Raw genomic sequence first — 24,994 nt, 5'->3', positions numbered from 1 at the left:
TTCTCTTACGCTTTTTAATTAGTAAGGGTATAATCATCAAAGTAATATACTGAATCATCACCTACAACGCCAAAATCAAAGAATACTACAACTTTTACATAATCTGCGGCTGGTGCTCCACTAAAGTCATATTCTAAAACTTCCCAATCACCCGATATTGTAGTATTTACATCTACTTCATGCGTTATACTCGCATCAGCATTCTCTAGTTTAACTTTTACTACAGCACCAACTTTTGATGACCATGTTTTTAAACTTATTTTATTATAAGTATCTAAGTCTAATGCAGCGTCTAATTCTCTAGTAACTCCTGCCCATACTTCTGCTCCACTTGTTTTTGTAAATTGGGCTACATTAGCAGTTACAATTCCTAAACCAGAAGGTAAATCATCAAGAGTAATAACTCCTGCAGAGGCATTTCCAAAAGGAAGTAATTCTGCTGTACCTTCAAAATCTTCAAATACTGTTGGTGGAGTTCCGTTATTAAACAACTCTATATTATCATAATAATATACTGAATCATCTCCTGAAACACCAAAATCGAAGAATACTACAACTTTTACATAATCTGCAGCTGGCGCTCCACTAAAGTCATATTCTAAAACTTCCCAAGCATTTGATCTTGTTGTATTTACATCTATTTCATGTGTTATACTAGCATCTGCATTCTCTAATTTAACTTTAACTACAGCTCCAACTTTTGGAGACCAAGTTTTTAAACTAATATTAGTGTACGTAGCAAGATCTAGAGGCATATCTAGTTCTCTAGTAACTCCTGCCCAAACTTCTGCTCCATTTGTTTTAGTAAATTGGGCAACGTTATCTGTTACAATTCCTAAACCTGAAGGTAAATCATTTAATGTAATCACTTCTGCAGTCGCATTTCCAAAAGGAAATAATTCTGCAGCTCCTTCAAAATCTTCGACCGTTACTTTAGCAAAAGCTCCTTCAGAAAGAAAGTCTTGTTTAATGTTATCTATATAAAAAGTCCAATCTGCACTTCCATCTCCAGCTGTTCCTATATCAAAAAATAAAACTACTTTTTGATACGTATTAGAAAGGTCAATACCACTAACATCAAAAGTTACTGTTTCCCAAGCACTGTTTCCTAAGGTTGTTGCTTCTACTTCATAGAAAATACCACCATCATCAAGATTTTCTAATTTTAGCAATACTTTTCCTCCTGCTCTTGGTGACCAAACATCCATTTTAATAGCATTCTTAGTTGAAAAATCTATAGGTGCTGAAAGCGTAATGACATTACCTGCCCATACCTCTGGTGCACCTTTTACAATTTGGCCAACCTTACTTGAATTATTACCATTAGTATCTGGGTTATCAATTACAGCATTAGAAGCACCACCAAAACCTTGAAAAACACTTGCATCAAAAATTTCAAATTCAATAGGTAGTTCAACTGGTGACGATATTGTAACTGTTTGAGTTAATTCTGATGTTGCAGTTCCTCCACTTAAAGCTACCACTTTTATAGTAAAATCTCCTACACTTGGATATTCAAAACTAACTGTACCGTCTAACCCTAGAGGTGTCGGTTCTTCATCTACATTTGAAGTGTCAAAATACACTAAAAACGACGTTGCAAAATCAGCTGTAGCAGATACATTCATAACAAATGGATTAGCTCCATCTATGGCTGCTTTTATAACTATATTCTCTGGTGCTCTAAACGAAACTACTAAATCTTGTGTAGCAGCTGTTTTCAAACCAGTTATCCCTATTGCTTCTATACCAATTGGATAGGTACCTTCAGCATACGTGCGCTGAACACTTTCTCCTTGATTAAGGCTAACTACATCTGATGAACCATCACCAAATGTTACATCATAGGATACTCCTCCTTCAGAATTAGGTGATATTGTAACTAATCCTGTATTATCTTGTTTTATTAAAAACTGAGCAGATACATTTGCAGGTGCCTGAATGTTATCAACAAAGTTTACATCATTAAGATCGTCTGAGCAACTTATAAAGAAGATCAAAGCAAAACTTAATATATATTTTAATGTTTTCATATCTTAATATTTTATTTTAATATCCAGGATTATTTTCCCATTGATTTCCTGATAATAATATTTCTTCAATAGGAATTGGGAAAAGTTCATGTTTACCTACCTGAAATCTATCAATTTCTGCTGCAGCTCTCCCTGTTCTTACTAAATCGAAGAAACGATGACCTTCACCTACTAATTCAACACGACGTTCTTTCCAAATATCAGTAGTTAAATTAGTTCCTGTTGTTCCTACATTACCTAACATTGCTCTATCACGAACCTGATTTAAATATCCTTGTGCTTTTGAATCGCTAATTCCACCTCTATTCAAGGCTTCTGCTGCCATTAGTAACACATCAGCATATCTTATTGCTCTGTAATTATCTGGATTGGTAAGCGCGGCATCACCGTTATTTAAATCGCCTTTACGTGCCATAATTTTTCTATTGAAATAACCTGTTTGCTCGTAACCAGCATCTTCTAAATAACTTGATCCTGGATTTTCCTCTATCCATTTATTAATATCTAAAATTGAATATTCTAAACGAATATCTCCTTCTTCAAACGCATCAACAACTTCTTGAACTGGTACATTAAAACTGTAACCAGCATCAAAATGTCCAGTAGCATCAACAAAACCTCTTGGGCCATTAAAATAGGCAGCATAGTTACCTTCAAGACATTGGAAACAGTCATAGCTACCTCCATCAACATCTGAATACTGAATTTCAAAAACCGATTCTATATTATTTTCGTTATAGCGTTCAAACATATCAGGATATTCTTCTGTAGTTAATAATCTATGCGGTCCATTGTTTATTAAATCTTCTAGTACATTTGCAGATTCTGTAAATTTATCTTGATATAAATAAACTTTTCCTAATAGTGCTTGAGCAGCTCCTTTAGTTACGCGCCCAGTCTCATATCCTGTATAATTCAAATTGTTAGCCGCAAAAATTAAATCTTGTTCAATTAAAGCATAAACCTCTGATTTAGGGGTTCTAGGAATACTAAATTGATCTCCAAATTGTATTCTTTTATCAACTAACATTGGCACGTCCCCCCACCATTTTACTAAAATAAAATTATAGTAAGCTCTTAAAAATCTAGTTTGAGCAATAACATTTGTTTTATTTGAAAAATCAGTTTTATCTTGAAATTCCAAAATATAATTACAACGGTTTACAGCTTCATACATCCATTGCCACATAGTTCTTAATCCACCATCACTTTGACCAACTGCAGAATGAATCATATCATCTATTTGTTGAATATAAGGTGAATCTGTAGCGCTTTCTCCTCCACATAATGCATTGTCAGATGCTATTTCAGCAAATTGAACAAATTTAGATGTTGCTTGTAAGTAATCATAGGCAGCAACTAAAGCATCCTGGTAATCTTCTTCTGAATTAAAAAAGTCTTCAGAATTTGGGTCTAATGAATCCACATTTACAAAATCATCACTACAAGAATAGATGATAAAAACTGTAAAGAGGATATAAATGATTTTTAAATTTTTCATAATTCTTGAATTAAAATTTTAAGTTAACACCTAACAATAATGACGCAGCATTTGGATAAAACCCTTGATCTATTCCACCACCAATTGGTATACCTGTCCCTGCTGTTGGATCATAACCACTATATTCAGTCAAAGTAAGTAGGTTGCTTCCTGAAAGATATATACGTAACTTTTCAACACTAGAATCACTTGAATCTGTATTAAAAGTATATCCTAATTGTACATTTTGTAAACGAATGAATGAACCATCTTCAACATAAAAATCAGAAAAAACAGTATTTGAGGAAGCTCCAGTTGTAACTCTTGGTGAGCTATTACTTGTGCCTTCTCCAGTCCAACGATCTAAATAAAAATTAGGCTTATTAACTAATGCCTGGTTACGTTCGTAATTACGAACAATTTCATTTCCAACTGATGCAAAAGCATAAGCTGCAAAATCCCATTTTTTGTAATCAAATGAAATATTAAGTCCCATTGTAGCATCTGGTAACGGATTACCAAGATCTATTCTATCATCTAAATCTATAACGCCATCACCATTTTGATCTACAAATCTTAAATCTCCTGGCTGAGCTCCTAAATCTGTAACTGCCGTATTATCTATTTCACTTTGATTTTGGAAAATACCATTAGTTTCATACCCAACAAAATAACCTAAAGGATACCCTGCTTCCATTCTTGATATAGCTGGTTGCGATATTCCAAATTGACCTCCTTCAAGATATTCACCATCACCACTTACTGCTATAACCTTATTTTTTATTGCAGTAACATTGTATTTGATACTAAATTTAAAATCATCATTTAAAGTTTCTGAGAAACCAATTGCAAATTCTATCCCTTCATTTTCTACAATTCCTGCATTTACTACAGGAGCAGCACCAGTACCTAATAGTCCTGATACTTGAGGAGATACCAATAAATCTTCAGTTCTTCTTTTAAAGTAATCTGTAGTTATATCAATTTTATTATCTAGAAATCGTAAATCAAGCCCTATATCAAATGTTTTTTGTTTTTCCCATTTAATTTCTGGATTTGAGATTGGACCACTTGCAACACCATAATACTCATCCTCTAAGTCATTTCCTCCGAAGAAATAAGTTCCTTCACCAGTAAGTAGTGATGTAAATCTATAATCAGGAATTCTATCATTACCTAATATACCGTATGAAGCTCTCACTTTTAATAATTGAAAAAAGTTATTATCACTCATAAAATCTTCATCTGAAATAATCCATCCAATTGATCCAGAAGGGAAATATCCAAATTTGTTACCTGGTCCAAATCTTGTAGAACCATCTCTACGAACTACTGCAGATAATAAATATTTACCTTTATAGTCATATTGTAATCTTGTAAAATAGGACAATAATCTAGCGTCAAATGTTGGGTTTCTGCCTAACTCTGCGTAAATATTTTCTTTTTCTAAGGCTTTATCCACAAATGCATTGGCAACATTATTATCTGTAATATCACGACCTATCATGCCTGAGAATGAACCTGTTGTTTTGAAAACTGAAGTACCTAAAAGTACATTAACCTTATGCGTATCATTAAAAGTATTTTCATATTTAATAAAACCATCAAAAGTATAATCTCTATAAACATCAAATCCTTCAAAAACACTACTTCTAACTGTATTAAAAACCTTACCAACACCGTAAAAATCTACAGGATCAAAACTCTTTGATCTTACTTCAGCATAATTAAATTGATAATTAGCTTCAGCCGTAAAATGGTCTAAAAATGTATATTTTAATCCCGCAAAACCGTTATATTTAATTACTCTAGTTGTATTGTATGTATTCTCCATTTGAGCAATTGGATTAATTACTTCGCCCCCTAAACCGTCTGCTAAGGAAAATTCTCCATTTGAATCTCTCACTGGAAGATTAGGAGCCATATTTAATGCATTGAAAAGCACAGAACCTAAAGCATTTTCTGGTAGATTTTTTTTATTTGTTGAGGTTGCAGTAACTCCAGACTTAAATTTAAAATTCTCCAATAAATCCAAATTATAGCTTAAACTTGTAGTAAATCGTTTAAAGTTAGATTTATCTCCTCCAACAATACCATCTTGAGTTAAGTAAGAAGTACTATGAGAATAGGATGATTTTTTTCTACCCCCTTTTAATGAAACGTTGTGACTTTGAATTGGTGCTATTTCAAAAACTTTATTTTGCCAATTAGTTCCAGCCCCTATATCTGATATGTTTGTAAAAGGAGGTGTACTGCCGCCCGCTGCAAAAGCTTCATTAACTATTAAAGCATATTCTGAAGCATTAAGTACTGGCATTTTTCGGGTTGTACTTTGTAATCCTAAATAACCATTATATTCAACAGTTAATGGCATTTCTTTTCGCCCCGTTTTTGTTGTAATTAAAATAACTCCATTTGCAGCTCTAACACCGTAAATACCAGCTGTAGCATCTTTTAGTATATTTATACTTTCTATGTCGTTTGGGTTTACAACACTTAGATCTTCAACAACGTTTCCATCAACTAAAATTAAAGGTCTACTGTCTCCATTTGTAGAAACACCTCTAATACTAATTGTTGAACTTCCTCCAGGAGATCCTGAATTAGTAGTTACATTTACACCTGCAACTTGTCCTTGCAAAGCTTGCTCAACCTGAGTTGGCTTAAGCTTTTCAATAGTTTCAGAACCAACAACAGTTACGGCTCCAGTAATTTCTTTTTTAGTTTGTGTTCCATAACCAATAACAACCACCTCTTCAAGAGATTGTGTATTATCAGCTAAGACTACTTCTAAATAATTTGCATTGTTTATAACAACTTCTTTTGTTATAAACCCTAAATATGAGAAAACTAACACTTCCCCATTTTGTACTTCGATAATTGTAAAGTTACCATCAAAGTCTGTTGAAACACCTTTAGTAGTGTTTTTCACTACTATAGAAACTCCAGGTAAAGGGTTACCTCCTGAATCCGAAACGATACCATTTATTTCGTAGGTTTGTCCTGTGGCTATTAAGCCCATTAAACCAACAAAAATTGATAAAATAATTGACTTCATATATATTTGAATTAAGTTTCTATAAAATTACATTTAATTTTACTTGGCTTTTCAAAAACAACCTATACAATAAACATACAATAATGTAATTTCAAGATATTAATATAACATATTTTATGATTAAAATAGCATCAATAATGTGTAAGTTATAGGAAATACAACTATTTATAAGAAATTTAAAAGTCTTAAAAAAAAGTTAATATTTTTTTTACTAAAAGGTTGTAGTACACTAAATGTTGTGGTGATGTTGAGGTGATTATTTTATTTGTAGCAGTGATAAAACATTTTAAATACACTCAACAAGGCACTTTATATTATCTAAGTTCATTTTTTAACAAATTATACACTAAATAATATATTAGACTACGCAATATATTGAGTTATTCAGAACTCTAAAAAATAGTTAGAACAAAAAAATCTTAGAATCCGATATAACTTATAAATAAACCAAACATTTTAAGCGCTTTTTTAATGTTTTTTATAAACATATTTCCTAAAGAATTATTGGATTAGCAAGAGGCCCTAATTTAAGTATCGAAGTCGCTAATAGGATTGATCGAAAAAGGGTTGGCAGCAATGTACATTACTAAGAACTAATTTTCCCTTCCATATAAGCGCTCAACCTGGTAGTACGCTGAGCAGCACCCTAAAAAAAATGAATAATAATAAAACAACGCATTCTTGGCGCTTTTTAGCGCATCATACATTCTTTAATTTAAAATAAATGAGTAAAAGATAATGAAATATAACAACCAAATAAGACTGAATTATTTACTGCTACTTTCCTATGCTTCGAATAATAAATGAAATTGAGATGTCTATTTATGGTATAACACTATTAATAACCTTAAATTAGAAACGAACGAACAATAAGTAATTCCCCTAATAAAACTGTATCAATCCTGAGCTATTTAATTGATTTAGATTCTTCTTAGTTATTAAAGGTTGCATATTGACTTCAAAAAAATATAATTAAATTTCTAAAATATATTCTACAAGGCTCTTTTCGTGATCTAACTCCATTTTTTTACGAAGCCTATATCTTTTTATTTCAACACTTCTTGGAGAAATATTTAATAATGGTGCAATTTCTTTTGAAGATAAGTTTAAACGCAAATAGGCGCACAATCGTAAATCGTTAGGTGTTAAGTTTGGGTGAACGGTTTTTATCTTCTTTAAAAAATCACTATCCGCATTATTAAAAGCTTCTTCAAATAATTTCCAATCGCCTGTATTAGATAAATTTTTATTTATAATTTTAATTACTGGTTTTATTCTATCTTTTTCGTTAACAAGTGAAAGTTCATTTTTAATAGTATTTAATATTTCATTCTTTTTAATAATATTCATAGTAGAAGCAGAAAGCTCCCTAGTTTTACTATCAATTTCCTGTTGCAATTTTTCATTTTTCAATTTCATAATTACCTTTTCACTTTCTAACTGTGCCATAGAAAACTCTTGTTGCTTTTTATTTAATAATTTCTGTTTTTGATTTGAATAGTATTTTCTATACAGACTATGCACTAGGAAAATCAAACCAATAAATAAAATTGAGTATATAAGAATTAATTGATTAGAAAGATACCACGGTCTATCAATTACAAAAGAATAAGTTGCTGTATTATTTGCTGAATTATTTCCAATTTGAGCCTTTACATTAAAAGTGTAACTTCCATAAGGTAAATTTTTAAAAGACACCTCAGAATCTGTAGACCAAGCACTCCAATTATTATAAAAACCTTTTAATTGATATTGGAAATTAACTTGGCTAAATTTATCAAATTCTGGCACCCCATAACTAAAATATAAATTGTTTTCTTTTGAGCTAAATTTGCTTCCTTTATCCATTAAGGGAACAAACTTTTTTTCTTCATTTTGTGTACTTTTTTCTATTGAATTTATGGTTACTTCAAAGCTGTTATTACTAATCTTTTTTTTATCTAAAAGAAAATAGCCTCTTGAAGTACCGAACAAATACGAATGATTATTTAAATTAACCATACTTTCAAAACCCGGAAGACTACTTCTAAAAGATGCAGGTAAAAATATTTTTGTACTTTGTAGTGTATTGTCTATCTTACCATGAGAAAAATGGATAATACTTTTATTTGTAAAACCCCACAGTGTATTGGTTTTATCATCAAAAACGAGTCTACCAGACACAAATTCATCATTTTCTAAAAAACTATTCGATAAAATAGGATCTTTCTCAAATTCCTTTTTTTGGTCATTATATTTAAAAATCCCTTTATTTGAAGCATATAAAATTTCTCCGTTATATTTAGATATCGCTGACTTTAATGATTTTGGTGCGCTTTCTAATATTTTATAACTTTTAACTTGAGTAAAATCGCTATTAACATCAAGTTTAAACACCCCTTTGTATTCATGATTCACTAAAATACTTCCATCTTTAGTAAAATCAAAGAAACGGCTTGTTGGGCTAAAACCTTCAATTTTATTTCTTAGTTGCCAAGTATTATTAATTTTTTCAATAACATTTAAACCACTATAATAACCCTGAATTAAAATGTTTGGGTAGCCATCCACAGATTTAATTTCCATAGTACCCATAACGTCAGTTATAAGAGTTGCTTTGTTATTATTTACAATAAATGTCCCTTTGTTATGTCCACAAAAAAGTGTATTATCATACTCTTTAAAACACCAAACCTGACCATCAGTTCCTTCAATAAAATCAAAATCGGCATTAGCGTTTAGTACTTTATAAAATAATCCTTGATTAGTGCCTAGATAAAGGTTATTATTAAAAATTGCTGAAGTATATACAGAACCTAGTTTACCTCCAAAATCATTGTAAACCCTATATGGAGAATTCATATTTACAACACTAATGCCATTATCTAAACCAAGCCAAAGGTTTTGATCGACATCTTCAAACATAGATAAAACAGTGTTGTTATTTAAACCTGTTTCCTGATTTATATGCATTAACAAATTCCCTTCTTTATCAAGTTGGTAAATTCCATTTGATATAGTTCCTAAAATAAAACTACCATTTGCCAATTGCAAACTACTGTATACACTTAAAGTAGAAATTAACGAGTTCGATTTAATATCCCACTTTTTAATACCATTTGTTGTTAAGTAAAAGAAACCATTGTTTTGAGTTTGGTAGAGTATTTTTTCATCTGATCTAAAAATATTTACTAAAATCTTATTTTTTAATATGGTATCTTCTGAAACCAATACAGATTCACCATTTTCAATTTTAAAAACACCTTTACCCATTTTTTGAAAATAGATACCTTCATCTACCTTAAATGCTTTCGGAAGCTGCGTTTCTGAAGTTATAATTTTAAAAGTTTCATCTAAAGTATTATAAATATAAATTCTATTTAAAGATTGGAATAATATCCACTTATCAAAATCTATAATATTCCAAAAATCCTCCTCTATTAAAGATTCCTTTAGCTTCTCACTTAATGAAGTATATTCTAAATTTCCAAAATTATTCTTTTCCCAAAAGCCAAATTCCATATAGGCTCCAGTGTAAATCTTATTGTTAATGGCATTTACCGAACGTAAAATAGTATTATTTGGCGATGGATATAGGCGCCATTTTGAACCATTAAACTCTAATAAACCGCTGTTATTAGCTATATAAATAAATTTATGTTCTGATTGAGAAACTGACCAATTCTGATTTTCTCCATCATATATTTTTGATGAATAATTTTCTATAGGAGGCAATTCTTGACCCACTATAAAAAAAGTAGTTAAGAATAATAGAAAACAGAAAAAAAATGTTTTAATATTTCTCATGTACATATTTAATTAAACACTAACTTGTTTACCTTTTGTTACTACTTTTAATTAAAAACATAAAATTAAAAATAAATTATAGCTAAATACCCATAATTTACAAACAATAAATACAATTACAATTTTAAAGGTACTTATTTTAAAGTAACTCGTTTCATATGCTAAAATATATTATTTAAACTTAATTAATAATAAATTTGTAGTGAACTACAAAATAAATATATTTTTTGCGCCTAATTATCTTATTGCCTGAGATGGCTCATTTTCGAGGACTTCTAAAACGTGAAATCGCGGAATTTCGCTTTTTCAAATGCTTTTTACTTAGACACTATTTACTCTTTTTCGCCAATGTTTAAAACAAGCTTCTTTAAGATTGCCACGTATTAATTTAATTACTCCTTTTCTGGCAACATAAACTGAAAAAGTATTACTTCAAGAGGTGGGCGAATTTCTTAAGCCATTTTAATAATACGATCTAATTCTGTAACCGAAAATTTTATAAAATCTTTCAAACTAAAGTTCTATCTTGGAATATAGTGGTGATTATCTTGGAAATGATTGAAAAAGTGGCAACATAACTCGATTTCCTAAAAGTTTAATATTAAGGAAGGAAATTATAAATTACTCTAGTTCACAAATTCCTTTTAGTTGGAATAAAAACTATAATATTTAACAATGATGTTTAGAATAAAACAAAAGTTTACAAATGTATTTGAATTTAACTTTATTGCTCTTCTATTTCTAAATTGAAAGTAATTTCAATTTTATTGTCTACGGCAATGATTCCGAATAGTTTTTTGGGTGGATTTAAGTTAAAATCCGTTAGTTTTATTTTTAATTGTCCGTTTACAATTAAATTTTGATTCTTTATAATTTCTATTGGAATTCTATAATTATGAGATATTCCAGCAATTTTTATAGCTATTTCAGCATTTATTTTAGAAGGGTCTTCTGTTCTTTCAATTTCATTTAGAGTTAAAGCTATTTGAGGATAATCCTCTGTGTTTAACGTTTTTCTAAGATCTCTATTTATCCCATTCCCTCCACAATCGAAAAAAGTATTATTTAAAAGTAAAACTGTTTTATCAAATCTAATTTTATCACCTTCAACAGTGTATTTAATGGGAATAGTTTTTTTTATTTCATCATTATCATAAAGGCAAGAAAAGTTATTTATATTACTCTCTCCTTTTATTAACAAAGTACTTCTTTCTTTAATTATAACTGAAGAGGTCTCGAAAACAGCATTTTTTGATGTAAAAAAAGTTGTCATACCTAAAATAAAATAAACTAAGGTTTTATTGAGAAACATAAAAATTAAAATTTAGGTCTATTCATTATAAAACAAGTCTCACAGTGTCTAAAGTTTTATTAGGAAACTTTTTAGCGACAGTGAGACCTGTTTTTACTTATTCAATATTTTTTAGAAACTAATAACAGCTTCTACCACAAGTCCTTTAAATTTACCATCTTCAAGAAGGTTTCCTGTTGGGTAATCTTTATAAGACTGATTAACGTATTCTGCTTTCATTAATATATTTTTACTCATAAACCAACCTGCACCAGCTTGGAATCTATTAATGTTAACATCATCACCACCAGCTAACTCTGCATTTACTGTATTGTATCTAGTACCTATGTATAGGTTTTCAGACTCACCAAATCTATAAATAAGTTCACCAGCATATTGTTGCGTTTTTCTTCTATCCGTTTCAGCCATGCTTCTACCTGAAGTAATCTCAGCAGTTCCAAAGAACTCTAAACCTCCATATTTAACAAATGGGTTAATCATAATAGCTGTGATTTTGTTTTTAAATCCTGGGTCGAAACGTCCTGATCTAAAATTATCACCAGAAGCCGATGCATCCTGCATAATGCTATAATATCTAGAACCAGCTCTATCTGCTGTGTATAAGTATACATTTTGAGCGTAACCAGTATTGTATAAAGATCCTGTTAGTCTCAATCTTAAGTCATCAGAAAGTTGTTTGTCATATCCTAATTTTGCTAAGAATGCCGCTCCACCAGTTGAACCATCTGATTTTAGTACTTTTTGATTTAATTTACCATTAGAAAATCCTACCATTCCTAAAAACCCACTTTCAGTTTGGTAATATACTTCTGCACCAACTTCTGTAGTAAACGCATCCATAATTAAATTACCTACAAATGGGTTGAAAAGTGCTTGCGCATTATCAGTTCTCCTAAAGTGTGTATCTCCATAATTATTTTCCATATGTCCAATCTTAATCGTAGTATTTTTCATTAAGTCTTCCATAAAACCTTCGCTGACAAAATCTAATTTATCAATTTGTAGATACCCTCCTTTTACATAAGGTTCTGGGTGATGTCTAGAAGATAAATAGGTTCTTAAATGTAAATTAACACCATCATAAAGTGCTACGTCAAAATCTAAATTAGCTGTTGCTAAGTTAAAATTGTAACCAATTTCTTTTAAAGGTGTAATTCCAGAGTTCTCGTTATCTAAAGCTTGATACTGTAATGCAAAGGCACCACCAATTCTTACTTTTACACCATCGAAAGTAGATACAGTATCTTTAGGACTTTCAAATACATTAATACCCTTTTTATCAGGTTGTCTGTAGTTATCTAAATTTCTATTTTGCGCATATAAACCGCACCCTGTTATGAAGGCTAAAAATAAAATTATTGGCTTCATTGTTGTTTTAATTGTTGTTTTCATTGTTCTTCTAATATTAATTGTTTGTTTAATTATTTATTTAAATTTTGTATTAAATGAAATCGTAATGTCATTTCCAGTAGTAACAGTACCAAACAGTGCTTTTGGTGGGTCAATGTCAAAATCTGTCATTTTAATTTTCTTCTCACCTTTTAAAACTGCCTGTTCCCCTTCACTAATTAAAGTAAAGTTTAAAGTAATTTGTTTCTTTACACCAGCAATTATTAAATCACCTTTGGTCTTAATCAAAAAAGATTTGTCGCTTTGCTCTAGAGTTTCTAGAACTTCAACTAAATCAAATTTTATAGTTTTATGTGAATCATACTTTAGTGCTTTGTAGGTATTTTTATCCATTGCTCGCTTCCCACTTTCTAATCCTTCTACATCAACTGCTAAAGAACATTTTGTTATTTCTCCTTTTTGAAAATCTTGAAAAACTAAGATGCCTGATTGCTCGTTGGCTTCAATAGTCCAATCGTGCAAACTAGAGGTCCCTGACACGCTTAATGAAGACTCATTATTAACTAGATTATACTCTTGAGAAAAAGTAATCTGAGATGTTAACAGTAAAAGTGTAAAGAAGCTAATTGCTTTCAACCATATTTTTTTATTATAAATCATTTTAATGTTGTTTTAAATTCAGTACAAAAGTATATCAATAATCCCCAATCAAGAATGACAAAAATCATAATTTTATTAAAATATGACTTTTATCATGTTTTGAATATGGTAGGATATCCCCAAACAAAACAGTGAATAGAGATATATAATATAATTTATTCAATGCGTCTTTGCAAATTTTAATTCATAAAATGACTTTTATCATATTTTGAAATCTTTATAAAATATTCTATGCATTTTTTTATTAATTTATAAAAATTAGTTTTTTGAATTCTGGTGAAATTTTACAAAATGTTTTAATTTATGATATCAATCAATTCATAAAATGATAAAACTCATTGAATTATAAGAATTATTGGTCTTTTTTTGAAAATTAGTACTATCAATCTGAATTTTAATTTTTTAGTTCTAATAACACTTTTTCAACTATAAAATGAGACAGCTTAAAATTACAATACAGCCTACAACAAGAGAAGAAACTTCTTTAGAGAAATATTTTCAAGAAATCTCAAAAGTTGATATGATTTCAGCTGAAAAGGAAGTTGAATTAGCAAAAAGAATAAAATCTGGAGATAACATAGCCTTAGAAAAATTAGCCTTGAGCAACTTAAGATTTGTAGTTTCTGTAGCAAAACAATATCAAAATCAAGGTTTAGCGTTATCAGATTTAATAAATGAAGGAAATATTGGATTAATAAAAGCTGCAAAACGTTTTGATGAAACTCGTGGCTTTAAATTTATTTCTTATGCAGTTTGGTGGATTCGTCAATCAATTTTACAAGCCCTAGCAGAGCAATCTCGTATGATTCGATTACCATTAAATAAAATTGGCACTATTAATAAAATTAAAAAAATAGGTTCATTATTAGAACAAAAAAATGAAGTGACTCCTTCTATTGAAGAGATTTCCGAAACACTTAATATTTCAATAAGTGAAGTACAAACTGCATTAAAAAATTCAACCCGGCATATATCTATGGATACCCCTTTAATAGTAGGTGAAGGTTCAAATCTTTACGATAGTTTAAATTTTAAAAAATCATCAAACCCAGATAAAAAATTACTCTACGAATCTTTAAAAACAGACATTAAACGTGTTTTAAGAACTCTTAAACCAAGTGAGGCTATTATAATAGAGTTGAGCTTTGGATTAGGAAATATACCTTCCAAGAGTCTCGAAGAGATTGGAGAAATTCTACATTTATCTCGCGAACGCGTAAGGCAAATTAAAGAAAAATCTATTAGAAGATTAAAAAGTTTATCGAGAAGCGAAGTTTTAAAAAATTATGTGTAACTAATTTATTTGAATACGAGAATCTACTACTAGCTTGAAAATTCTAATAAATCTCTGGAATTTAATTTCCTCTCTCCTTTCGAAAATTTGAACTAATAACAATTTAAGTTTATAGCTTTAACAGTATTGTTAAATCGACCCTAAAAGACATTGATTTTGTTACAATTTTGCTTTAAAAACAAAAAAGCCCAGTAAAACTGGGCTATATAGTAGCGGGGACTGGACTCGAACCAGCGACCTTCGGGTTATGAGCCCGACGAGCTACCTACTGCTCTACCCCGCGATTTGGATTGCAAATGTACAACCTTTTTTTAAAAATACAAGAAGTTTTTTTCAGTTAAAAATATTAAAGAGTACCTTTGCCGCCTTAAACATTGAAAATGAAACACAAAGCAGGTTTTGTAAATATTATTGGAAATCCAAATGTTGGTAAATCAACCTTAATGAATGCCCTTGTAGGTGAAAAATTGTCTATTATCACTTCAAAAGCACAAACAACGCGTCATAGAATTTTAGGCATTGTAAATGGTGAAGATTTTCAAATATTATTTTCTGATACACCGGGAATTATAAAACCAGCATACGAATTACAAGAATCTATGATGGGTTTTGTAAAATCGGCTTTTGAAGATGCAGATGTACTTATTTATATGGTTGAAATTGGTGAAAAGGAATTAAAAGATGAAGCCTTTTTCAATAAAATCACAAACTCAAAAATACCCGTATTATTGCTAATCAATAAAATTGACACTTCTTCTCAAGAACAAGTAGAAGAAAAATTATTGTATTGGAAAGAGAAAGTACCAAATGCCGAAGTAACTTTAATCTCTGCTTTAGAAAATTTTAATGTAGATGGTGTTTTTACTAGAATTGTTGAACTGTTACCAGAATCTCCGCCGTTTTATCCAAAAGATCAATTAACAGATAAACCTGAACGTTTTTTTATTAATGAAGCCATTCGCGAAAAAATATTACTGCACTATAAAAAAGAAATTCCGTATGCGGTTGAAGTAGAAACTGAAGAGTTTTTTGAAAGTGATAAAATAATTAAAATTCGTTCTGTAATAATGGTAGAACGCGAGACTCAGAAAGGGATTATTATTGGCCATAAAGGCTCCGCATTAAAGCGTGTTGGAGTTGAAGCTAGAAAAGATTTAGAAAAGTTTTTCGGTAAAAAAATTCATTTAGAATTGTACGTAAAGGTGAATAAGAATTGGCGAAGTGATAAACGTCAATTACGTAGATTTGGATATAACGATTAATCCGAATTCATAATTATTAGCTATGGAATTAATACAATAGTTAAGGATTTATTTGATTTTTTAAAAAATCCTCAAGATAATTTTAACGAAACCCTTTCTACAAAACAAAAATGGAAAATTTTATTTTCTATTTTGCTTTTAGATTTTATATTGGTCATTTTTGCTTCAGGAATTACATCATTTATTGATTCTTTTTTGTTTGAATTAGAATCAGACCCTATAGAAGATATTTTTTCTATTAAAAATGCAGTCTCAATTATTTTATTGGCTGCAGTAATTGTTCCATTTATTGAAGAACTAATTTTTCGATTTCCTTTAAAATATGAACGAAATTTAGTATTCCACTTCTTTGATTTTCTTACTAAAAACAAAGCAAAAACCTTCTGGTTTAAGCATTTTAGAATATTCTTCTATTTATTTGCCATTGCATTTGCCTTAATGCATCTTACAAATTATAGCAACACAAATAGTTTATTCTATATTTTAGCGCCACTTATTGTTTTACCTCAAATTATTGCTGGCATTACTTTGGGTTATGTAAGACTTAAACTTGGCTTTTTTTGGGGAGTTTTACAACATGGATTGTATAATTTAATCCTATTTTCTGTGGCTTTATTATTTTTCAATTCAAACCAACTAACAAAAATAAATAATATTGATTATTCACTAGAAATCAACATAGTAGAATTTGGTCTAAATAATCCTATAACATTAGAAACCTACAAATCTGAAGATCGCATAGATTCTATAATTGGAAACAATACAACAGTTAAAGAACTTGCTGAAATTCTAGATTCTACAGACACCATTTTACTTAAAAAATCAAAAAGATTAAATATTCGTTTCATTAATAAAACCAATTCTAAAAACCCGGAAACTATTATTTTAGATGAATTAATAAAAGAGTTTAAATAGAAATTTATATTTTAAACCTTTGAATCTTCAATACTTTACAACTTTCAAACTTTTAAACTTTCTAACCCTAAACCTCCAAGGTTTTCATCATAAATCCATATAATTCATCCATTTGTTTGTGTCCTTTTCTTCTTCCAATTCTTCCTAAAAAATACATAACAATCCACAGAATAGGTAAACCAATCACTATTATTAAAGCCATACTATTATCTTCTTTTAAAGTCCACTGTACGTAGGTCATAATAGAAAAACCAATAAAAGCAGCTGCCATGGCGAAATGAAAAAACATAAATAATGTCCATAGTTGTGGTTTTGGCCCAAACAATCCTTTTACAATTGTTTCATCTCCATTCATTTTTTCAATCTCAATATTTAACTGAGGGGACCAAAAGTGATTTTCATCAACTGGAACATCTATAACTATATGGCCATCAACAATTTTACTACAATAATTACAATTTTCAGATTTTAAATTTTTTTTGAATTTTGAAATTAAAACATCCTGACTTTCACTAAAATTCATTTTAAATCTTGGACGCAAATGAATATCACTATTTAAATAATCTTTCATAAAGTTTGGTTTATTGGTTTTGAAATATAGTAAATTTAATTAAATGTCTAATTTTGAATTGATAATACATCAAATTTCAAATTTAAATTGTTTACTTTTGCAAAAAATTTCAAGACGAATTTTATGAGCAATATTGTAGCCATAGTAGGAAGACCTAATGTTGGAAAATCAACGTTATTTAACCGTTTAGTACAACGTAGAGAAGCTATTGTAGATTCTGTAAGTGGTGTAACACGTGATAGACATTACGGAAAAAGTGACTGGAACGGAAAAGAATTTTCGGTTATTGATACTGGTGGATATGCTGTTGGCTCTGATGATGTTTTTGAAGAAGAAATTAGAAAACAAGTACAATTAGCTATTGAAGAAGCCGATATTATAATTTTTGTAGTTGATGTTGAGCAAGGTATTACTCCAATGGATTCTGAAGTTGCCAAGCTTCTTCGTAAAGTAAAAAAACCAATATTAATGGCTGTTAATAAAGTTGACAATGCCATGCGAGATGCTGATGCTGTTGAATTTTACAACCTCGGATTGGGAGATTATTTTACCATCTCTTCTATTAATGGAAGTGGAACTGGTGAACTGTTAGATGCTTTAGCTGAAAAACTAGAAGATGCTCCTGAAGAAAAAGATGAATTACCAAGATTTGCCGTTGTTGGTCGTCCAAATGCCGGAAAATCGTCTTTTATAAATGCTTTAATTGGTCAAGAAAGATTTGTGGTTACAGATATTGCTGGCACAACAAGAGATTCTATCGATACAAAATACAACCGTTTTGGGTTTGATTTTAACTTAGTAGACACTGCTGGAATTCGAAAAAAGTCTAAAGTTAAAGAAGATCTAGAATTTTATACGGTAATGAGAGCAGTTAGAGCCATTGAGCATTGTGATGTTGCGATTTTAGTTTTGGATGCTACACGTGGTTTTGAAGGTCAGGATGAAAACATTTTTTGGCTGGCAGAAAAAAATAAAAAAGGAATTATAATTTTAGTAAACAAATGGGATCTTATTGAAAAAGAAACCAACACCATGCGCGATTTTGAAGCTCAAGTAAGAAAAGAAATTGCTCCGTTTACAGATGTTCCAATTTTATTTATAAGCGCATTAACAAAGCAACGTATATTTAAAGCAATTGAAACCGCAGTTGAAGTTTTTGAAAACAGAAAAAAACGAATTCCTACTAGTAAGTTAAACGATACTATGTTAGAAATTGTAAAACAATATTCTCCTCCTGCTTATAAAGGTAAATTTGTTAAAATTAAGTATTGCATGCAGTTGCCAACGCCAACACCACAATTTGTGTTTTTCTGTAATTTACCTCAATACATTAGAGATCCGTACAAACGTTTTGTAGAAAACAAATTACGCGAATTGTTTGACTTAAAAGGAGTGCCAATTGTAATTTATTTTAGACAGAAATAACATTCATTTTAATATACAAAAACAGCCTTAACTTTATAAAGTTAAGGCTGTTTTTGTTTTGAACGTAAATACTAATACAAACGCAATTTTATTAAGGATTTGTTGACCATAACGAAGCATTTGCCATCATAGCTCTTCTTGGTAATTTCAATCCTGCTAAAATTAACTGCGCAAAATCTTCTGGCTGTAGCACTTTTTCGACATTTCCATCTGTAATTCCTAATTCCAATGCCATATCTGTAGCTATAGTACTTGGTGTTAAGGTATTTACTCTAATATTATTTTTACGGACTTCTTTCATTAAAGATTGTGACAAGCCAATAACTGCAAATTTAGATGCTGAATAAGCAGAAGTTGATGCATTTCCATTTAAACCAGCAGTTGATGAAACATTTATAATATCTCCTTCGTTTTTTTCAATTAAGTACGGAAGCACTTCTTTAGTAACATAGTACATTCCTAAAACGTTGGTTTTAATAATGTTTTCCCACAAATTAGCATCCATTTCATTTAAAGTTCCGAAAGCTGCAATACCAGCATTGTTTACCAAAATATCAACAGAACCCAATGTCTTAATAATATTTTTGATACCAATTTTAACTTCATCATAATTAGCAACATCAAAAACTTGATAAGTTGCTGTAACGCCAAAAGCTTTTAGTTCAGAAACGGTTTCTTTCAATTTTTCTTCATTTCTGCCTGTAATTGCAATAGCCATTCCTTCTTTTGCAAATGCAATAGCTGTAGCTTTTCCTAAACCTCTACTTCCACCTGTTATAATAGCTTTTTTACTTTTTAATTCCATTATTGTTTTGTTTTTATATTGGTATAAATTAATGTATTCTATTGTTTTTAAAATTCTAATTCAACATTTATTAGGCAAAGTTAAAATTTAAAGGCTTATTAAGAAATAAACTCCACATTTATGCTTGTTTGTTTACACAGAGTTTTCTTTTAATTTGTAATTTTACAACTTTAAATTACCTATTCAACTATAATTTTTTCATAAATGGAAGATATGATTTTCTACGATAGATTGCAATTTGCATTTACTATCACGTTCCACTATATATTTCCACAATTAACAATGGGATTATCTTTAATGATAGTTTATTTTAAATGGAAATTTTTAAGAACTAAGATTCAAAAGTACAACGATGCTGCATTGTTTTTTATGAAAATATTTGCTATTAATTTTACAATGGGCGTTGTAACTGGAATTCCTATGGAGTTTCAATTTGGTACAAATTGGGCTAAATTTTCGGAATTAACAGGTGGGATAATTGGTCAAACTTTGGCCATGGAAGGAATGTTTTCTTTCTTTCTAGAGTCTTCATTCTTAGCACTTTTTATTTTTGGAGAAAAATTAATGGGTCAAAAACTACATTTTTTAACTGGTTTTTTAGTTTTTTTAGGCTCTTGGGCAAGCGGTTGGTTTATATTAGCAACCAACGCTTGGATGCAACATCCAGTTGGTTATGAAATTTTAGATAACGGTAAATTTGTACTTGAAAATTTTTCAGCATTATTCACTAATCCATGGCTGATTCCTGCTTTTTTACACAATCAGTTTGCTTCTGTGGTTACTTCTGCTTTTGTTGTAGCAAGTATTGGAGCATTTTATATCTTAAGAAATAAAAATTTAGAACACGGTAAATTATTTTTAAAAACTGGTGTAATTTTCGGTTTAGTATCAAGTTTATTAGTTGCTTTTCCAACAGGAGATTGGAATGCTAAAAATGTAGCCAAATATCAACCAGCAACTTTTGCTGCAATGGAAGGTATTTTTGAAACTGAGGAAGCCGGAGCTGAAATTGTACTTATTGGACAGCCAAATATGGTCGAAAAAAAATTGGACAATAAAATTGCTGTCCCAAATATTTTAAGCTTTTTAACCTATCAAGATTGGAACAAACAAATTGTTGGAATGGACCAATTTAAAAAAGAAGAATTACCAGATAATATTCCTGCATTATACTACTCTTACCATATTATGGTTGGTTTAGGTACTATTTTTATTGGTATTATGCTATTAGCGGCCTTCTTTCTTTGGAAAAAAAGATTACACACTATAAAACCAATACTTTGGACAATTATGTTTTTAGTGCCGTTTCCTTATATAGCTAACATTACCGGTTGGTATGTTGCAGAGTTAGGCAGGCAACCTTACTTGGTTTATGGATTGTTAAAAACTAGTGAAGGTGTTTCTCCTACAGTTTCTTCAGGAAACACTTTATTTACACTCCTTGGTTTTGTGGGACTTTATATGCTTCTTGGATTGTTATTTTTAATATTGGTTGGTAAAACTATTCATCAAGGCCCTAAACCTATAAAACATTAAATTATGGAACTATTTTGGTATATTATTATTGCACTTGTATTGACCATTTTCTTTATTTTAGATGGTTATAATTTTGGTACGGGTATTATTCATTTATTTTTTGCAAAAAAAGAAAAAGACAAAAAAGTAGTAGCAAAAGCTGCGGGTCTATTTTGGGATTTTAACGAAGTTTGGCTTGTAGCCGGAGGCGGAATGTTATTTATGGCTTTTCCAACATTTTATGCGTCTGTATTTAGCGGCTTTTATTTACCACTAATTATTGTGCTTTGGTTAATTGTTTTTAGAGCTATTGGTTTAGAATTTAGAAGTCAGTTTAACAATACAATGTGGACTGCGATTTGGGATACTTCTTTTGGAATTTCTAGTTTACTATTGGCATTATTTTTTGGAATTGCTTTAGGAAATATTGTTAGAGGTGTAAATTTAGGTGGTGTTGAAAATGAAATATCTCTTTATGAACCACATTACTTTTTTCTTCCTTTATGGGATAGTAGTTTTAGCCCACTAACCGAACACCCAGGTGTAATTGACTATTTTACAATAATTATTGGAATTATTGCCGTAGTAACTTTAGCCATTCACGGAGCCACATGGATACGATTAAAAACAAACGCATCTATTAATAAAAAGCTAAAAAATGTTATTTTTAATTTAAATATTGTGTTACTAGTACTAACCATATTTTCAATAGTTGTTTGGCAGATTGTCAATCCAAATTCATTGGATAATTTTGCTAAAAGACCTTATTTAATTATTTTTCCGATTATTTATTTTACTGGATTATTTGGACTATTTTTTATTAAGAAAATTAAGAAGGATAGTTATAATTTTGCACTTTCAACATTATTAATAATTGGAGGTATTACATCTTCATTGGCTTCTATATTTCCAGTAATTTTACCATCAACAAATTCAATAAATGAATCGCTAACAATTTATAACACAGCAACAACTGACTATGGATTATCAGTTGCTTTTAATTGGGTAATTATAGGTGTTATTTTACTTGTAATTTATATTATTATTCAAAAAAGGCTATTAAAAGGAAAAATTGACAAAATGGATTACGGACATTAATTAAGCAATTATGACCGCAACTTTAATTTCATTAATAAGTATTTTATCAGGTATTATAGGAGCAAATTTAATGGCTGTTGTATTTAAAAAATATTCTTTAGGTAGTATTGGAAATACAATTGCAGGTGTGTTTGGCAGTATTCTTTTTATGAAATCTTTTGGACGATTGGGTTTTGATCCTTTTACAATAGTAGAATCAGGAAACATAAATTTTAACCTCCTTATTTTAAATTTATTAATTTCATTTTTAGGAGGTTTAGTCGCTTTAATTTTAATAAAAAAACTAAAAATTTTACTAAATAAAAATTAATAATTATTCTAATTTGATACTTTGGTTTTATTAAAATAGCCCAAAATAACACCTAAAACCAAGGACCAAATAGCTGCTAAGCCAATTTGATATGGTTTATCTAACATAAATGTTATCGTGTGAGCAGGAATCCAAAACCAAATTAAAGAAAACATTCCTTTATCAATGTTTTCCCAATTATTTTCCTGTGAAATTAAATTATCTAAAAACCTATGAAGAATTACCAACAATAAACCAAATTGTAGATTCATAGCTACAGAAACCGAAAACGCTCTTCCAAACAAATTGAGTTCTGGTAAAAACCCTTGAGCTATTACAACATCAATAAAACCTTGAAAACCTACAAATGCATACTTTATTACTATGGCTAAAAATGCCCATTCCAACATTTTTAAAAAAACAATTCTTAATTTATAAGGCATAAAAATTGTGCCTCGTTGCATCCATTTAGAAAATATGTCGCCCAAAGTTCCTAATACTGTAAATTGAATCATTACACTATAAATAGGATACGTTTTTACTAGTTCAATATAAGTATTCATAATTTTTTAACTCTATTTTGAAGTTATAAACTTACATACTTAATCTCAATAAAAGATAATAATTAATAAATATCCAACTCAACAGGTTCAATACGCTTAATACCTTTTCTATTCATAATTACAAGGTAGCGCTTAAATTCTACTCCTTTTTCAGTATAAAATTTTTGAATTAAATTAATATGGTAAATTCTATTTCCAACTCTGTTGATGATTTTACCTTTTTTTAATAATGAATATTCCTTTTTAGGATCATCCATTTGAGTAGTAAAACGATACAAATTAACACGAGTTATATCCACCATACTATTAAGTCTATTGTCTGAAATTTCTTCACCAAATTTTTTAGGATAAATAACAATTTTCTTTTTGTATTGGATAATTTTCTCTCCCAAAAAGTTATAATCCGCATCTATAAACCTATTTTTTAAACGATGCCTTTTAACTTTTGGCCCCAATTTATTAAAAGGAACAAACGTAAAGTTTTCTCTTACAACTCCTATTAAGTTAGTTCCAGAATCTCTAATTTTTATTTTAAAATCGTGAAATAATGAATTTGCTTTACTTACAAACAATAAGCCTATAGAGGCTTTTATTCTATCTTTAAACATATAACCAACAACCAACGCTATAAAAAATGGTAATGTAAAATTTCCATATACTTGTTGGTAATAAAAAGCAATTCCCGTAGAAAAAACCATTGCTAAACCCGCAGCAATTGCAAATATAGATTGTTCGAAAAATGCACCGTCTTTTCTAACATCTCTATTTAAAAACAATACACCTTCTACATACTTTTTTAATTGACTTCTTTTATGCAATAATGTTTCGTCAAAATAATCTTCTTCACTTGTAAGATCGTAATTTTGTATTTTACGATACGCTTGTTCTTCTTTAAGAAAGGAAATTATTATTTTTAAAATTTCTTTTTCAACATTTATAATTTTGTAATAATCTAATAATACAATAAGATAATAGTTGATACTATTACTCATGTATTCATCTCCGTATTTAATGGTCTTTTTTAATTCTTCTTCAATTTTTAAATGTTCAATGATGCCAACTAAACCTCTATAAAAGCTTAAAAAATTTTTAAGTTTGGTAAAATAATCAATAGAAATAGCAACATTAGATTTTCCAAAATCCTTTAAAGATGGAATTGCAATTTTAAGAGTATTATTTAAAATAACACCCAACATTTTCACTCTAGATTCAAATTCTAATTTATTTTTTTTTGAAACTTTTTTCCCAGATATTTTTTTTACAATTTTAATTAATTGATGTAATGGACCTGTTTTTAAATTAAGAATTTCGTCTAGAGTATATTCGGAAGCATTGTATCTAATATATACTTTAACATCATTATAAAATTTAGATTTTGAATACGTTTGATTATTAATATTTAAACCGTTTGGTATAAAAAGATACGTAAGTGTATTGTATTTAGTTTTCTTCTTTTCTGAAATGTTTTCGTAAATTGATTTTACTTCTAAAGAAAAATTATCGTGAATCTTTACACTGTCTTGAATCATCTAATTCTAGTATTTGCTATTTGCCTGTTCTGTATCTTCAATTTTATAT

At 29.5% G+C, this 24,994-nt stretch carries 19 protein-coding genes and 1 tRNA gene; 7 read left to right on the top strand and 13 right to left on the bottom strand.

Annotated elements, in window-relative coordinates:
- Nucleotides 1–14: 14 nt before the first annotated feature.
- The 8 genes from IEW75_RS12240 to IEW75_RS12205 form a co-directional block, all read right to left on the bottom strand.
- Entirely contained in the window at nucleotides 15–2,033 is a 2,019-nt protein-coding gene (locus IEW75_RS12240; RefSeq protein ID WP_134248944.1) for a hypothetical protein, read from the bottom strand.
- 16 nt (nucleotides 2,034–2,049) lie between these two features.
- Nucleotides 2,050–3,534, bottom strand: a complete 1,485-nt coding sequence (locus IEW75_RS12235; protein ID WP_134248945.1) for a RagB/SusD family nutrient uptake outer membrane protein — start codon at nucleotides 3,532–3,534, stop codon at nucleotides 2,050–2,052.
- 10 nt (nucleotides 3,535–3,544) lie between these two features.
- The gene (locus IEW75_RS12230) at nucleotides 3,545–6,571 is read right to left on the bottom strand and encodes a SusC/RagA family TonB-linked outer membrane protein (RefSeq protein WP_134248946.1); all 3,027 of its coding nucleotides are present in this window, start codon (nucleotides 6,569–6,571) and stop codon (nucleotides 3,545–3,547) included.
- Between the two features lie 972 nt (nucleotides 6,572–7,543).
- A complete protein-coding gene (locus IEW75_RS12225) occupies nucleotides 7,544–10,357 on the bottom strand; it encodes a helix-turn-helix and ligand-binding sensor domain-containing protein (RefSeq protein ID WP_134248947.1) in 2,814 nt (937 codons plus the stop codon).
- Between the two features lie 321 nt (nucleotides 10,358–10,678).
- Nucleotides 10,679–10,741: a hypothetical protein gene (locus tag IEW75_RS15820; RefSeq protein WP_229714455.1), complete on the bottom strand. Its 63-nt coding sequence runs from the start codon at nucleotides 10,739–10,741 to the stop codon at nucleotides 10,679–10,681.
- A gap of 340 nt (nucleotides 10,742–11,081) precedes the next feature.
- The gene (locus tag IEW75_RS12215) at nucleotides 11,082–11,669 is read right to left on the bottom strand and encodes a YceI family protein (protein WP_134248948.1); all 588 of its coding nucleotides are present in this window, start codon (nucleotides 11,667–11,669) and stop codon (nucleotides 11,082–11,084) included.
- 111 nt (nucleotides 11,670–11,780) lie between these two features.
- Nucleotides 11,781–13,061 (bottom strand): hypothetical protein, encoded by a 1,281-nt coding sequence (locus tag IEW75_RS12210; protein WP_204744226.1) that lies wholly within the window; start codon nucleotides 13,059–13,061, stop codon nucleotides 11,781–11,783.
- Nucleotides 13,062–13,094: 33 nt separating this feature from the next.
- Nucleotides 13,095–13,679, bottom strand: a complete 585-nt coding sequence (locus IEW75_RS12205; RefSeq protein ID WP_134248949.1) for a YceI family protein — start codon at nucleotides 13,677–13,679, stop codon at nucleotides 13,095–13,097.
- A 433-nt stretch (nucleotides 13,680–14,112) separates the two neighbouring features.
- On the opposite strand from IEW75_RS12205, the gene IEW75_RS12200 reads away from it, so the two are divergent.
- Nucleotides 14,113–14,973, top strand: a complete 861-nt coding sequence (locus IEW75_RS12200; protein WP_134248950.1) for a sigma-70 family RNA polymerase sigma factor — start codon at nucleotides 14,113–14,115, stop codon at nucleotides 14,971–14,973.
- Nucleotides 14,974–15,183: 210 nt separating this feature from the next.
- Here the strand turns inward: IEW75_RS12200 and IEW75_RS12195 are convergent.
- Nucleotides 15,184–15,256, bottom strand: a tRNA-Met gene (locus tag IEW75_RS12195).
- Between the two features lie 97 nt (nucleotides 15,257–15,353).
- On the opposite strand from IEW75_RS12195, the gene era reads away from it, so the two are divergent.
- Nucleotides 15,354–16,235, top strand: coding sequence for a GTPase Era (gene era / locus IEW75_RS12190; RefSeq protein WP_134248951.1), 882 nt, complete (start codon nucleotides 15,354–15,356; stop codon nucleotides 16,233–16,235).
- A 132-nt stretch (nucleotides 16,236–16,367) separates the two neighbouring features.
- The gene (locus IEW75_RS12185) at nucleotides 16,368–17,150 is read left to right on the top strand and encodes a CPBP family intramembrane glutamic endopeptidase (RefSeq protein WP_158283806.1); all 783 of its coding nucleotides are present in this window, start codon (nucleotides 16,368–16,370) and stop codon (nucleotides 17,148–17,150) included.
- 67 nt (nucleotides 17,151–17,217) lie between these two features.
- Here the strand turns inward: IEW75_RS12185 and IEW75_RS12180 are convergent, their stop codons facing one another.
- The gene (locus IEW75_RS12180; RefSeq protein ID WP_134248953.1) at nucleotides 17,218–17,721 is read right to left on the bottom strand and encodes an ABC transporter ATP-binding protein; all 504 of its coding nucleotides are present in this window, start codon (nucleotides 17,719–17,721) and stop codon (nucleotides 17,218–17,220) included.
- A gap of 123 nt (nucleotides 17,722–17,844) precedes the next feature.
- On the opposite strand from IEW75_RS12180, the gene der reads away from it, so the two are divergent.
- Nucleotides 17,845–19,146, top strand: coding sequence for a ribosome biogenesis GTPase Der (gene der / locus IEW75_RS12175; protein ID WP_134248954.1), 1,302 nt, complete (start codon nucleotides 17,845–17,847; stop codon nucleotides 19,144–19,146).
- Between the two features lie 91 nt (nucleotides 19,147–19,237).
- On the opposite strand, the gene IEW75_RS12170 is transcribed toward der, so the two are convergent.
- Nucleotides 19,238–19,954, bottom strand: coding sequence for a 3-ketoacyl-ACP reductase (locus tag IEW75_RS12170; protein WP_134248955.1), 717 nt, complete (start codon nucleotides 19,952–19,954; stop codon nucleotides 19,238–19,240).
- 201 nt (nucleotides 19,955–20,155) lie between these two features.
- On the opposite strand from IEW75_RS12170, the gene IEW75_RS12165 reads away from it, so the two are divergent.
- Genes IEW75_RS12165 through IEW75_RS12155 form a run of 3 tightly spaced genes read left to right on the top strand, consistent with a single transcriptional unit; the run spans nucleotide 20,156 to nucleotide 22,874 of the window.
- Complete coding sequence (locus IEW75_RS12165) at nucleotides 20,156–21,487, top strand: cytochrome ubiquinol oxidase subunit I (RefSeq protein ID WP_134248956.1); 1,332 nt, start codon at nucleotides 20,156–20,158, stop codon at nucleotides 21,485–21,487.
- A 3-nt stretch (nucleotides 21,488–21,490) separates the two neighbouring features.
- On the top strand, nucleotides 21,491–22,564 hold the full coding sequence (gene cydB / locus IEW75_RS12160; protein WP_134248957.1) for a cytochrome d ubiquinol oxidase subunit II: 1,074 nt from the start codon (nucleotides 21,491–21,493) through the stop codon (nucleotides 22,562–22,564).
- A 10-nt stretch (nucleotides 22,565–22,574) separates the two neighbouring features.
- Nucleotides 22,575–22,874, top strand: coding sequence for a hypothetical protein (locus IEW75_RS12155; RefSeq protein WP_134248958.1), 300 nt, complete (start codon nucleotides 22,575–22,577; stop codon nucleotides 22,872–22,874).
- An 8-nt stretch (nucleotides 22,875–22,882) separates the two neighbouring features.
- On the opposite strand, the gene IEW75_RS12150 is transcribed toward IEW75_RS12155, so the two are convergent.
- Together IEW75_RS12150 and IEW75_RS12145 are read right to left on the bottom strand one after the other, a co-directional pair.
- Nucleotides 22,883–23,416: a hypothetical protein gene (locus IEW75_RS12150; protein WP_134248959.1), complete on the bottom strand. Its 534-nt coding sequence runs from the start codon at nucleotides 23,414–23,416 to the stop codon at nucleotides 22,883–22,885.
- Nucleotides 23,417–23,478: 62 nt separating this feature from the next.
- A complete protein-coding gene (locus IEW75_RS12145; RefSeq protein ID WP_134248960.1) occupies nucleotides 23,479–24,945 on the bottom strand; it encodes a hypothetical protein in 1,467 nt (488 codons plus the stop codon).
- Between the last annotated feature and the right edge of the window lie 49 nt (nucleotides 24,946–24,994).

Origin of the sequence: Lutibacter litoralis, from assembly GCF_014646675.1 — a bacterium.
Lineage (GTDB): Bacteria > Bacteroidota > Bacteroidia > Flavobacteriales > Flavobacteriaceae > Lutibacter > Lutibacter litoralis.
This window is presented reverse-complemented; position numbering and strand designations above follow the sequence as displayed.